We start from the raw sequence: 12,420 nt of genomic DNA, 5'->3' as shown, positions 1-12,420 counted from the left end.
ACCGTTCCCGCCGTCCGTCCGGTCGTTGGTCCCCGACCGGGGAAGCCGGTCGGACGCCGCCGAGTCGCCCACGAGCCCCCTCGTGGCGAGCCGGGGACCCACCGCAGTACTGGGGTGAATCCCGTCCGGACGTGTCCGGAGGGGTAGGGCCGCTTCCCGCCCGAACCCGTCAGCTAACTCGGTAGGCGGCCGACGGAAGAACGGAGAGCCGCCGCATGGCGCGCCCCAGCATCGCTGCCCCGCATCCACGCCCCCGCTCCGGCCGGTCCCCTCGGGGCAGGGTGCGCCCGCGCAGCTGAGCACCCGCGGTCGTCGGTAGCCGACGCCGCTCCACCCCTGCACCCCGTCGAGCACCCGCGCTCGAGCGGCGCCCCGCCGCGTCCCGTGCACCGGTGGAGCCCGGCACCGCCGGCCGGCCTCGCCCGCCTGCACCCCCGCCCGCAGGCGCCCGTCCCCGGCGCGCCGCGGCACCCGCACCCCTGGAGTCCCCTCCTCATGCAGCACCGCAGCACCCCCTCGCCCCGCCCCACCCGGGCGGCGGCCCCCGAGACCGCGCCGCTTCCGGCCCCGCCGGCCGCGGCCGCGACCGAGCCGGCGACCGAGGTCCTCCACGTCCCCGCGCCCCGCCGGCGCCGCTCACCGGCCGCGCTGCGCCGCCGCCCCGGCGTCTACCTGGGCGTGGCCGCCGCGGGCGCGGTGCTCGTCCAGGTCCTGGTCGGCACCGACCCGGCCGCGCAGGCCGAGGCCGGGACGTCGGAGTCGGTCTCGGTCGCCGCGGCCCTCGGGCTGTCCGCGCAGAGCGCGCCGGCCACCGTCGAGCCGGACCTGCAGCAGCTGTCGGAGCTCACCGCCAGCCGCGGCACCCGCGAGGCGGCCGAGGTCGCCGCCGCGCAGGCCCAGCAAGCCGCCGACCAGGCCGTGCTCGACCGGCAGCGGGCCGAGGCGGAGGCCGCGGCCGCCGCGGCCGCCGCCCAGGCGCAGGCCGAGGCCGAGGCGGCGGCCGCCGCCGAGGCCGCCGCAGCAGCCGCCGAGGCGGCCGAGGCCGCCGAGGAGGAGGCCGCGGGGTCGGGGTCCTCGGGCGGCGGCAGCGCGGCCGCCGCAGGCAGCACCGCCGTCACCGCGGTCGCCCGCATCAACAACACGGCCGGGCCCGTCTCCGCGCGCGTGCAGGCCGCGGCGAACGCGGTCGTCAGCAACGTCCCGGGCGCCGGCTCCATCTCCCTGGGCGGCACCCGGCCCAGCGCGACGGACCCGCACGGCCACCCGTCGGGCAACGCGCTGGACTACATGGTCCTGTCCAACGCGTCGCTGGGCGACGCGATCGTCGCCTACCACGTCGCCCACTGGGACGAGCTCGGCGTCGAGTACATCATCTGGGAGCAGCGGATCCTGCAGTCGCCGGGCGGCTCCTGGTCCACGATGGCCGACCGGGGCGGCGTGACGGCCAACCACTACGACCACGTGCACGTGAACTACAACTGAGCCAGGGGCCGGGCGCGCACGCGCCCGGCCCCACTCGGTGCTCAGCCCCGGCGGGACCGCCCGCGCGGACCGCCCTGGCGCCCGCCCAGGGCACGGCCGGCGGCGCGTCCGGCGGCCCGGCGCCCGCCGGCGGCGGGACGGCGGTCGGCGTCGCCCCCGCCGCGGCCGGCGGGGCCGCTGCACGGGCGGCAGGTGGCGAACCGCGGGGCGACCGCGCGGCCGCACTCCCGGCAGGTCGCGCTGCGGACCGTCGAGATCGCGCCGGGCAGCAGCAGCGAGATGGCCTCGGCGCACTCCTCCTCGACCCAGGCCGCGTCGTCGTCCTCCAGCCCCGCCACGCCGGGGAAGCGGCGGAGCAGCGTCTGGGCGTCGCGGGCGGCCGCGGCGGCCTGCTCGTACTCCTCGACGGTGCCGCCGCGCGGGACGTCCGGCAGCAGCGTCTCCGGCGGGACCGGGAGTCCGGCGGCGTGCCGGAGGGCGGCGCGGGCCAGCGCGAGCCACCGGGTGCGGCGGGGCGGGTCGTAGTCGATCGCGAGGTCGACCAGCCGCCACACCGTGTCCAGGTCCCCGGCCGCGCCGAGCGGGCCGCGCAGGAGCGGCAGCAGCGCCTCGACCCGCAGCACCAGGCTGCTGACGTCGTCGGGCGCGACCGCCTCGTCGCGGGTGGCCGTCCGCGCCCACGCCATCCAACGGGTCAGCGCCTCCGGCAGGTCGACGGCCTCGATGGCGCCGAGGTCGGCCAGCTCCGGCCGCAGCCGGGGGGCCCGCTTCGGCAGGTCGCTGACGGCGTCGCCACGGGCCACCGCGGCGCCGGCGGCCAGCAGGCCCTGGTCCGGCCGCAGCCCGGGCACGCCGGTGAGCACCCCGACCTGCCCGTGCCCGGTGAGCCCGTAGCGGCCGGCCCGGCCGGCGATCTGCGCGGTCTCCCAGGAGCGGAGCGGGCGGACCCGCTCGCCGTCGAACTTCGTGGTCTCGGCGAAGAGCACGGTGGTGGCCGGCACGTTGATCCCGTGGCCGATCACGTCGGTGGTCACCAGGACGTCGAACTCGCCACTGGTGAACTGCTCGATCACCTCGCGGCGGGTGGCCGGCGGCAGGGCGCCGTACAGGACGCCGACCCTGCCCGGCCGGTGCGCGTGCAGCGCCGCGGCGACGGCGTAGACGTTCTTGCGGGAGAAGGCGACGACGAGGGTCTGCGGGCGGACCGTCTCCGGGCGCACCGGCGCACGCAGCACGTCCAGGCGGGACAGCCGCTTGTGGTTGACGACCGTGACGTGCTCGGCGTCGGACACCAGCGGCCGCAGCACCAGGTAGGCCTCGGCGGCGGAGATGAGGTGCATCTCCCGGTACTCGCCGGTGAGGAGCAGGCGCGCCCAGTGGTGGCCGCGCTCGGGGTCGGCCACCCAGTGCGACTCGTCCAGCACGAGGAGGTCGCCGCGCAGCGGCGCCTTCTCCACCGTGCAGCAGACGATCGGGGCGCCCGGGTCGATCTCCTCCTCGCCGGTGGAGAGGCCGACGGTGCCGGGCGGCAGGGTCGCCGACAGCTTCGCGTACGCCTCGTGGGCCAGCTGGCGCAGCGGCGCGGCGTAGACGCCGGACCCGCCGGCGGCCAGCGCCTGCAGGGACTCGTACGTCTTGCCCGAGTTGGTGGGGCCGAGGTGGAAGACGACCTCGGCCGGCCGGACGGCGCGGACGGGCAGCGAGGGTGCCGCTCCCGCCACCCAGCTCTGCTGGGCCAGCCGCTCCTCGCGCGCGGCCGTCCGCGCGGCGTCGCGCTCGGGCGACGGGCGGGCGGAACGGTCGCGGCGGCGCGCGGTGTCGGAACGGGGAGCGGTCACGGGCAGGCAGGGTCCTTCGGGTCCGGATGCGGGGGTGCACGGGTGCGGGGTCGACGCCCGGGATCGGGCGGACATCTCCGGGACAACACCGGAGGCATCGGGTCCATGCCCGCGCCGGCCCACCCTACGGACGGCGATGTCGCCACCGCCGTCCCCCCGGGGTAGAGCCGGGGGCGCGGGGAGCAGCCCCCGCGGTCGGTGCGGGCGCGGGAGGGGCCGTGGACTGGCTCTCGGACCCCGGCTCGTGGGCGAGCCGGCTGGTGTTCACCCGCGGCCTGGCGCTGGTCTACCTGGTCGCGTTCGTCGCGGCGCTGCGGCAGTTCCGGCCGCTGATCGGCACCCGCGGGATGCTGCCGGTGCCGCGCTTCGTCGAGCGGACGCCGTTCCGCCGCTCGCCCAGCCTGTTCCACCTGTACTGGTCCGACCGGTTCTTCGCCGCGGTGTGCTGGGCGGGGATCGCCGTCTCCGCCGCGGGCCTCGCCGGCCTGCTGGACCGGGCGCCGCTGGCGGGGTGGATGGCGGCGTGGGCGCTGCTGTGGGCGCTCTACCTGTCGATCGTCAACGTGGGCCGGACCTGGTGGGGCTTCGGCTGGGAGACGCTGCTGCTCGAGGCCGGGTTCCTGGCGATCTGGCTGGGGCCGGCCGACGTCGCCCCGCCGCTGCTCGTGCTGTGGCTGCTGCGCTGGCTGCTCTTCCGGCTGGAGTTCGGCGCCGGGCTGATCAAGCTGCGCGGCGACCCGTGCTGGCGGGACCTGACCTGCCTGCGCTACCACCACGAGACGCAGCCGATGCCCAACCCGGCCAGCTGGTGGTTCCACCACCTGCCGCCGCGGGTGCACGCGGTCGAGGCCCTGGCCAACCACGCGACCCAGCTGGTGGTGGTGTGGGGGCTGCTGCTGCCCCAGCCGGTGGCCACGTGGGCCGCGGGCGTCGTCCTGGTGACCCAGGGCTACCTCGTGCTGAGCGGCAACTTCTCCTGGCTGAACTGGCTGACCCTCGTGCTGGCCACCTCCGTCGTCGACGGGCGGGTGTGGGAGGCGGTGCTGCCGGTCGAGCCGCCGGCCGAGCTCGCCGCCCCGGCCTGGCACGGCGTGGTGGTCGCCGTCGTCGCCGGAGGCCTGCTGGTGCTGAGCTGGCGGCCGGCGCGCAACCTCGTCTCGCCCCGGCAGCGGATGAACGCCAGCTTCGACCCGCTGCACCTGGTGAACACCTACGGCGCCTTCGGCTCGGTGACCCGCGTCCGGTACGAGGTGGTCGTCGAGGGCACCGCCGACCCGGTCGCCGGGCCCGACGCCGTCTGGCGGGAGTACGAGTTCCGCGGCAAGCCCGGGGACGTGCACCGCCGGCCGCCGCAGGTGGCGCCCTACCACCTGCGGCTGGACTGGCTGATGTGGTTCGTCGCGATCGACCCCGGCTACGGCCGCGCCTGGCTGCCGGGGTTCCTGCGCCGGCTGCTGGAGGGCGACCGGGACACGCTGCGGCTGCTGCGCTCCTCGCCGTTCCCGCCCGGCGCGCCGCCGGCGTACGTCCGGGCGCTGCTCTACCGGTACCGGTTCAGCACCCGCCGGGAGCGGCGCGAGACCGGCGCCTGGTGGGTCCGCACCCCGGCCGGCGTCCTCGTGGACCCCGTGTCCCTCGACCGGCTGGGGACGGCGCGCGACTGACCCCGGCCGCCCGGGCCCGCCGGTACGGTCCCGGGCGCGGAACTCCTCCCCGCGGGCTGTCGATCCCGGGCGTGCTCGCGTGTCGAGGAGGTGGAGGCCCGAACGGCGGGCCCCGTGTCCGGGAGGTCCCGATGGCCCAGTACCTGATCCTGCTGTACGAGGACGAGGCGGCGTACGCGACCGCGTCCCCCGAGGTCTGGGCGGAGGTGCTGCAGGCCCACGGCGACTTCGCGGTCCGGGTCCCCGGGCTGGGGGCGACCATCCTCGGTGGGGGGGCGCTGCAGCCGACGTCGACAGCGACCAGCGTGCGCGGCGGCGGGGAGGTGACCGACGGCCCCTTCGTGGAGACCAAGGAGGCGCTGGCCGGCTACTACCTGGTCGAGGCGCCCGACCTGGACGTCGCCCTCAAGGTCGCGCAGCTGACCCCGGCGCGGTTCGGCGGCGTCGAGGTGCGCCCGCTGCGGACGTTCGACTGACCGACCGCTGCCCGTGACCGCCGACCCGTCCACCGTCGAGTCCGCGGTCGCCGACGCGCACCGTCGCGAGTGGGCCCTCGTGCTCGCCGCGACGGTGCGCGTCACCCGCGACCTGGACACCGCCGAGGAGTGCGCGCAGGAGGCGTTCGCCGCCGCGCTCACCGACTGGCGGACGCGCGGTGTGCCGGCCCGCCCCGGGGCCTGGCTGACGACGGCGGCGCGCCGGCGCGCGCTCAACGTGCTCCGCTCCCGCGCGGTCGAGCGCCGGCGCCTGCCGCTCCTCGTCGACGACGCCGCCGCTCCCGGCCCGGAGGACCTCGTGGCCGACGGCGACGGCGCGCCGATCCCCGACGACCGCCTGCGGCTGATCACCACCTGCTGCCACCCGGCGCTGGACCGCCCCGCCCAGGTGGCGCTCACCCTGCGGCTGGTCTGCGGCCTGTCGACCGCCCAGGTCGCCCGGGCCTTCCTCGTCGCCGAGCCGACCATGGCCGCCCGCATCACCCGCGCCAAGAAGAAGATCGCGCTGGCCCGCATCCCCTACCGGGTGCCGCCGGCGGCGGAGCTGCCCGAGCGGGTCGAGGCCGTCCTGGCGGTGGTGCATCTGCTGTTCACCACCGGCCACACCGTGCCCGCCGGGGACGAGCTGGTCCGGCGCGACCTCGTGGAGCGCTCGGTCGAGCTGGCCCGGATGCTGCGCCGGCTGCTGCCCCGGGACCCGGCCGTCGCGGGACTGCTGGCCCTGCTGCTGCTCACCGATGCCCGCCGGGAGACCCGCACCGGGCCGGACGGGGCGCTGGTGCTGCTGCAGGACCAGGACCGCACGCGGTGGGACCGGGCCGCGATCGCGGACGGCATCGCCCTCGTCCGGGAGGCGCTGCGGGGACGGCCGCCGTCCCGGTACGCGCTGCAGGCCGCGATCGCCGCCGTCCACGCCGGCGCGCCGTCGTGGGCCGACACCGACTGGCCGGAGATCGTCGGCCTGTACGGCGTCCTCGGGGAGCTGTGGCCCTCGCCCGTGGTCGCGCTCAACCGCGCCGTCGCCGTCGGCTTCGCCGACGGGCCCGCGGCCGGTCTGGCCGCGCTCGACCGGCTCGCCGCCGAGCCGCAGCTCGCCGGGTACGGCTACCTCCCGGCGGCCCGCGCCGACATGCTGCGCCGGCTGGGCCGCACCGCCGAGGCGCGGCAGGCGTACGGCGAGGCGCTGCTGCTCACCGGGAACGCGGTCGAGCGGGAGTTCCTCGCCGGACGGCTGCGGGAGCTGGGGCCCGGCTGAGGGGCCGGTGCGGACGGATCGGGAACCCGGCGCAGGATGTTCACATCCGGCCGGCAGGGGTAACCCCGCGCCCACCGGCCCCGGCGTGGCCGTGGAACCCCCGCGCCGGGGCCGTGACGTGTCCCCGGGCCGGCGAGCGCGGAGGACCGGACGAGCGGAGAAGGCTGCGATGACGGACGCGCTGTCGGCCGCCCTCGTCCCCGACGGCCTCACCGCCACCACGCTGCTCCTGCTGCTGCTCGCCGCGCTGGCGGCCGGGTGGATCGACGCCGTCGTCGGTGGCGGCGGTCTGCTGCAGCTGCCCGCGCTGCTGCTCGTGCCCGGCATCAGCCCCGTGGAGGCGCTGGCCACCAACAAGCTGTCGTCGGTCTTCGGCACCACCACCAGCGCCGTGACCTACACCCGGCGGGTGCACCCCGACCTGCGCACCGCGCTGCCCATGGCCGCGGTCGCCCTGGTCGCCAGCGCGGTCGGCGCCTCGGTGGCGGCCCTGCTGCCGGCGTCGGTGTTCAAGCCGGTGATCGTCGTGGCCCTGGTCGGCATCGGCGCGTTCACCCTGCTGCGGCCGTCGCTGGGGGAGGTGACGGCGCTGCGGTACGCGGGCCGGCGGCACCACGGCACCGCGGTCGGCATCGGCGCGGTGATCGGCTTCTACGACGGCGTGCTCGGCCCCGGCACCGGCTCGTTCCTCGTCTTCGCCATGGTCTCGCTGCTCGGCTACGACTTCCTCAACGCCAGCGCCAAGGCCAAGATCGTCAACGTCGCCACCAACCTCGGCGCGCTGCTGGTGTTCATCCCGCACGGGTCGGTGTTCTGGGGTCTGGGCCTGCTCATGGGGCCGGCCAACCTGCTGGGCGGCTACCTCGGCTCCCGCACGGCCACCGCCCGCGGCAGCCGCTTCATCCGTGTCGCGTTCCTCGTCGTCGTCTCGGCCCTGATCGTCCGGATCGGCGCGGACGTGTGGACCGAGAACCTGCGCCCGCTCTGGGACTGAGCGGGCGGGCCCCCGCGCCCGGCTGCCAGGATCGGCCCGGCGGTCCCGGGTGACGAGGGGGTTCAGGTGGACGAGCACGGCGCGCTGGACGACGTGGTGCTGGTGGAGCGGCGGGACGGCGTCCTCGTCGTCACGCTGAACCGGCCGGAGGCGCGCAACGCGCTCGACGCCCGGGTGGCCCGCGCGGTGGCCGCGGCCGCCGACGAGCTCGACGCCTCCGACGACCTGCGGGTCGGCGTCCTCACCGGCGCCGGCGGCACCTTCTCCGCCGGCATGGACCTCAAGGCCTTCCTGCGCGGCGAGCGGCCCACCATCGAGGGCCGCGGCCTGTGCGGCATCACGATCACCCCGCCGCGCAAGCCGCTGATCGGCGCGGTCGAGGGCTGGGCGCTGGCCGGCGGCTTCGAGCTGCTGCTGGTCTGCGACCTCGTCGTCGCGGCGGAGACCGCGCGGCTCGGCGTCCCCGAGGTGACCCGCTCCCTGGTGGCGATCGGCGGCGCGGCGCTCGGCCTGCCGCGGCGCATCCCGCAGGCGCTGGCCATGGAGCTGCTGCTCACCGGGCAGCCGGTGACCGCCACCCGGGCCGCGGAGATGGGGCTGGTCAACCGGGTCACCCCCGAGGGCGGGGCGCTGGCGGCGGCGCTGGAGCTGGCCGCGACGGTCGCCGCCAACGGGCCGCTGGCCGTCGCCGCCACGAAGGCCGTCGCCCGCGGCACCGCCGACTGGAGCCGGGACGAGGGCTGGGCGCGGCAGGCCGAGCTGACCGACCCGGTCTTCGCCAGCGAGGATGCCCGCGAGGGCTCCGCGGCGTTCGCGGAGAAGCGCCCGCCGGTCTGGCGCGGCCGCTGACCGGGGTCAGTCCCGCCAGCGGGGCGGCGGGCCCCCGTCGACGTGCCCCGGGGCCAGCAGCGGGAAGTGCGCGCCCACACCGGTGGTGCGGCCGTCGGCGAGCTCGGCCCACAGCCGCTCGCGGGTCCCGGCGGCGCGGGCGGGGTCGACGTCGCCCAGGGAGTGCCAGCCGCGCTCCCGGTGCTGCACCGGGCAGGTGATGGCGTCGCCGAGCAGCAGCAGCCGCTCGTCGCCGGCGGCCACCGACACCACCAGGTGCCCGGGGGTGTGCCCCGGGGCGAGCAGCGCCTCGACGCCGGGCGCGACGACCGCGTCGTCCTGCAGCGGGCGCAGCGCCGGGTCGCCCGCCAGCCGGCGGAACCCGGCCCGCACGTGCGGGGCCATCTCGCCCGGCCCGTCGACGAAGTGGTCGCCGTCCGCGGCGCCGAACCACACGGTCGCGGCGCCGAAGACCGGCTCGCCCGCCGCGTCGAACAGCCAGCCGACGTGGTCGGCGTGCAGGTGCGTGCAGACGACGTCGGTCACCTCGTCCGCGGCCACGCCGAGGGCCCGCAGGCCGGTCGGCAGCTGGCCGCCGACCAGCAGCATCCCGTCGGGCAGGTCCTGGGCGTCGGGCCCCAGGCCCGCGTCGACCAGGACGACGCGGTCGCCCGCGCGCACGACGAAGCAGCCGATCGGCAGCCACGCCGCCCCGCCGCGGTCGAACAGCTCCGGGTGCGCGCCGGGCGGCGCCCCGAAGTAGGCCGGCCGCGCGACGAACGTCCCGTCGCTCACCGCGTCCACCCGGATGTCCCCGACCCGCACCGCGCCTCCTCCCGCCCGGAACCCGGCGTCCATCGTCGGGCACGGCACGATGGACCGGTGAAGCTGCTGCTGCCCGACTCGCTGCCGCTGGCCCCCGACCTGCCCGCGGGCGTCACCGCGGTGACCTACCCCGCCGCCGCGCCGGTGCCCGAGCAGCACCGCGACGCCGAGGCGCTGGTGGTGTGGGGCAGCGCGCCGGCCGACCTCGCCGCCGCGGCCGGCGACATGCCCCGGCTGCGCTGGGTGCAGTCGCTGGCGGCCGGGCCGGACGCCGTCCTGGCGGCGGGCTTCCCCGACGACGTGGTGATCACCTCCGGCGCCGGCCTGCACAGCCGCACGGTGACCGAGCACGCCCTCGCGCTGGTCCTCGCCCTGGTCCGCCGGCTGCCCGCGGCCGCCCGGGCGCAGGCCGAGCACCGCTGGGCCCGCGAGCTCGGCGGGCTCCAGCCGCTGCACCCGGAGGGTGCGGTGACCACCCTGCTGGACGCCCGCGTGCTGATCTGGGGCTTCGGCGCGATCGGGGAGACCCTCGCGCCGGTGCTGCGCGCGCTCGGCGCGCAGGTGCGGGGGGTGGCGCGCAGCGCGGGGCAGCGGGCCGGGTTCGACGTCGTGGCCGAGGCGGACCTGGCCGCCGAGCTGGGCCGCACCGACGTCCTCGTGATGGTGCTGCCGGCGACCGAGGGCACCCGGCACGCGCTCGACGCCGGCCGGCTGGCCGCGCTGCCGCGGCACGCGCACGTGGTCAACGTCGGCCGCGGCACCACTGTCGACGAGGCGGCGCTGGCGCAGGCGCTGGCCGCCGGCCGGCTCGCCGGCGCCGCGCTGGACGTCACCGAGACCGAGCCGCTGCCGCCGGCGTCCCCGCTGTGGGACGCGCCGAACCTGGTGCTCACCCCGCACGCCGCGGGCGGCCGGCCGGTCGGGGCCGACGCGCTGATCGCGGCGAACGCCGCGGCCCTGCTCGAGGGCCGCGAGCTGCGCAACGTGGTGGCGCGCTGAACGGGCGCGGGCGCGCCCGGCGGGTCAGGCGCTGAGGGCGCCGCGGCGCTGCAGCTTGAGCCGGCGCCGCTCGCGCTCGGACAGCCCGCCCCAGATGCCGAACCGCTCGTCGTTGGCCAGGGCGAACTCCAGGCACTCCGCGCGCACCGTGCAGCCGCCGCAGACCCGCTTGGCCTCGCGGGTCGAGCCGCCCTTCTCCGGGAAGAACGCCTCGGGGTCGGTCTCGGCGCACAGCGCGTCCATCCGCCACGGCTCCTCGCCGGCGTCGTCCCACGACGCGGCCGGCAGCTGGCCGGCGGCGGCGAAGGCGTCGTAGCCGGCGAACAGGTCGGCGCCGGCGGGGGGCTCCGCGGTGTCGAAGCCGGCGTAGCCGTACTCCGGCGCGGTGGACTCGCTGATCAGGCTCAGGTGGGAACGCGAGAAGGAAGGCACGGGAAGCTCCTCGGGACGGGTGCGTGGCGCGGTCCCCGCCCGATGTGACGGAGGGGTACGCCCTGACTGCTGTCCGTCACGTTACGGAACCGGGATCGGCCGGTGCACCCCGGAAACCGACGAAACGGAGCCGTCCGCTCGTCGGATGTTGCACCTGCCTCAGGACGCCGGCAGCGGGCGTCGGCGCGGCCGCAGCCGGACCAGCACCCGGCGCAGCCCGTCGGGGGCCCGCGGCGGGAGCGGCACGGCGGCGGACAGCCGCGCCACCTCGTCGGCCAGGGCGGCGCGGCGGCGCTCGAGCCCGGCGACCTCGGCCAGCAGGGCGGCCCGGCGGTCCGCGGCGGCGCGGTCGGCGCGGTCGCGCGCCGCGGCGGCCTGTTCGTCGGCCCGCCGCCGCTGCTCCCGGCCGGCGGCCAGCAGGCGGACCGCGTCGGCGCGCGCCCGGAGCAGGGCGTCGTCGGCGTCGCGCGCGGCGCGCTGCCGCACGGCCTCGGCCGCCTCCTCGGCTCGCCGCTCGAGCAGCCGCAGCTCCGCGCGCAGCGCCGCTGCCTCCTCGGCGGCCGCCCGGCGGGTCGCCTCGGCCGCGTCGAGGCGGCGGCCGGCGTCGGCGATGACCTCGGCGGCAGCGGTGGCGGCCTCGTCGGCCAGCCGCCGGGCGCGCTGGCCGGCCTCGGCGAGCACCGTCCCCGCCCGGGTGACGACGCGCCGCGCCTCGGCGCAGGCGGCGGACCGCTCGGCGCGGGCGTCGGCCCGGATGCCGTCGGCCTCGTCGGCGGCCGCGGCCAGCATGGACCCGATCCGGGCGGACAGCTGCAGCAGCTCGCCGCCGCCGGGGGAGTGGGCGAGCAGCCGCCGGGCGTCGTCGAGGTCGGCCTGCGTGCGCAGGAACCGGGCCAGCAGGTGCTCGCGCTCCCGCTCGGCCGTGGCGAGCTCGTCCTCGGCCCACTGCACGTAGGTGTCGACCTGGTAGCGGTCGTAGCCCGCCACCGCCCGGCCGAACATCGGGGCCGCGCGGAACAGCGTGGGCAGGTCGCCGGCGACGTTCGGGCGCCGCCCGTCGTCCCGGACGCCCGTGCCGGTCCCCGTGCCCCCGTCCGTGCCCGTGTCCGCGTACGGATCCAGCTGGGTGTCCATGCCGCCTCCTCCCGCCGTCGCCCTCGCGGACGTCCGACGCTAGGGCCGCGCCCCGCCGACGGCGGGCGCCGCGGGCCGCCGCTCACCCGGCCGACCGCAGCGGCCCGCCCGATCGGGTGGGTGCCGCCGGGGGGTTCGCTCTGCGTCACTCGCCCGGCCGGGTGAGCCGCCGCCGCGGGCGCCGCCGCGCCGCCCCGCGGTGGGGCACGCTCGCCGCATGGACGACGTCGCGACCCTGGCGGCCCCGGGCGACCTGACCGTCCCGCCGCTGTTCGGGTGGGAGGCCGTCGCCGTCCTGCTGCTGCTCCTGCTCGCCCTCGTCGTCGCCGCCGCGGTGCTCGCCGCCGCGCGCGGCAACCGGGGCGGGCGCGGCGAGTGGGAGGCGTGGCTGGCCGCGCGGTCGGCCGGACCGGCCGCACCGCCGGCGCCCGGCGACGGCCCGGACGACCCGCCGCGCTGACCCCGGCGGGCC

Annotated in this window: 12 protein-coding genes and 1 riboswitch; of the genes, 8 read left to right on the top strand and 4 right to left on the bottom strand. The window is 78.2% G+C overall.

Going from position 1 to position 12,420, the window contains the following annotated elements; genetic code table 11:
* Positions 1–47 precede the first annotated feature (47 nt).
* A riboswitch (cyclic di-AMP (ydaO/yuaA leader) is annotated at positions 48–203 on the top strand.
* Between the two features lie 292 nt (positions 204–495).
* Complete coding sequence (locus ACI79F_RS03100) at positions 496–1,482, top strand: hypothetical protein (RefSeq protein ID WP_456543349.1); 987 nt, start codon at positions 496–498, stop codon at positions 1,480–1,482.
* Between the two features lie 41 nt (positions 1,483–1,523).
* On the opposite strand, the gene ACI79F_RS03095 is transcribed toward ACI79F_RS03100, so the two are convergent.
* On the bottom strand, positions 1,524–3,320 hold the full coding sequence (locus ACI79F_RS03095) for a helicase-related protein (RefSeq protein WP_456543350.1): 1,797 nt from the start codon (positions 3,318–3,320) through the stop codon (positions 1,524–1,526).
* 218 nt (positions 3,321–3,538) lie between these two features.
* On the opposite strand from ACI79F_RS03095, the gene ACI79F_RS03090 reads away from it, so the two are divergent.
* The 5 genes from ACI79F_RS03090 (at position 3,539) to ACI79F_RS03070 (ending at position 8,579) form a co-directional block, all read left to right on the top strand.
* On the top strand, positions 3,539–4,984 hold the full coding sequence (locus ACI79F_RS03090) for a lipase maturation factor family protein (protein WP_456543351.1): 1,446 nt from the start codon (positions 3,539–3,541) through the stop codon (positions 4,982–4,984).
* Between the two features lie 131 nt (positions 4,985–5,115).
* On the top strand, positions 5,116–5,460 hold the full coding sequence (locus tag ACI79F_RS03085) for a YciI family protein (protein ID WP_456543352.1): 345 nt from the start codon (positions 5,116–5,118) through the stop codon (positions 5,458–5,460).
* A gap of 13 nt (positions 5,461–5,473) precedes the next feature.
* Positions 5,474–6,736, top strand: coding sequence for an RNA polymerase sigma factor (locus tag ACI79F_RS03080; RefSeq protein WP_456543353.1), 1,263 nt, complete (start codon positions 5,474–5,476; stop codon positions 6,734–6,736).
* Positions 6,737–6,905: 169 nt separating this feature from the next.
* Complete coding sequence (locus ACI79F_RS03075) at positions 6,906–7,730, top strand: sulfite exporter TauE/SafE family protein (RefSeq protein ID WP_456543354.1); 825 nt, start codon at positions 6,906–6,908, stop codon at positions 7,728–7,730.
* A 66-nt stretch (positions 7,731–7,796) separates the two neighbouring features.
* Entirely contained in the window at positions 7,797–8,579 is a 783-nt protein-coding gene (locus tag ACI79F_RS03070; protein ID WP_456543355.1) for a crotonase/enoyl-CoA hydratase family protein, read from the top strand.
* Positions 8,580–8,585: 6 nt separating this feature from the next.
* On the opposite strand, the gene ACI79F_RS03065 is transcribed toward ACI79F_RS03070, so the two are convergent.
* The gene (locus ACI79F_RS03065; protein ID WP_456543356.1) at positions 8,586–9,383 is read right to left on the bottom strand and encodes an MBL fold metallo-hydrolase; all 798 of its coding nucleotides are present in this window, start codon (positions 9,381–9,383) and stop codon (positions 8,586–8,588) included.
* A 57-nt stretch (positions 9,384–9,440) separates the two neighbouring features.
* Here ACI79F_RS03065 and ACI79F_RS03060 point away from each other — a divergent pair, with 57 nt between their 5' ends.
* Positions 9,441–10,382 carry an NAD(P)-dependent oxidoreductase gene (locus ACI79F_RS03060; protein WP_456543357.1) on the top strand — a complete coding sequence of 314 codons (942 nt, stop codon included), beginning with the start codon at positions 9,441–9,443 and terminating at the stop codon, positions 10,380–10,382.
* A gap of 24 nt (positions 10,383–10,406) precedes the next feature.
* Here the strand turns inward: ACI79F_RS03060 and ACI79F_RS03055 are convergent, their stop codons facing one another.
* Both ACI79F_RS03055 and ACI79F_RS03050 read right to left on the bottom strand, forming a co-directional pair.
* Positions 10,407–10,814 carry a WhiB family transcriptional regulator gene (locus ACI79F_RS03055; protein ID WP_456543358.1) on the bottom strand — a complete coding sequence of 136 codons (408 nt, stop codon included), beginning with the start codon at positions 10,812–10,814 and terminating at the stop codon, positions 10,407–10,409.
* Between the two features lie 159 nt (positions 10,815–10,973).
* Positions 10,974–11,948: a hypothetical protein gene (locus ACI79F_RS03050; protein WP_456543359.1), complete on the bottom strand. Its 975-nt coding sequence runs from the start codon at positions 11,946–11,948 to the stop codon at positions 10,974–10,976.
* 217 nt (positions 11,949–12,165) lie between these two features.
* On the opposite strand from ACI79F_RS03050, the gene ACI79F_RS03045 reads away from it, so the two are divergent.
* A complete protein-coding gene (locus tag ACI79F_RS03045; protein WP_456543360.1) occupies positions 12,166–12,408 on the top strand; it encodes a hypothetical protein in 243 nt (80 codons plus the stop codon).
* Positions 12,409–12,420 lie beyond the last annotated feature (12 nt).

It is taken from the genome of Blastococcus sp. SYSU D00868 (assembly GCF_054050575.1).
Note: the sequence above shows the minus strand (reverse complement) of the source record. Positions and strands in the feature narration are given on the sequence as shown.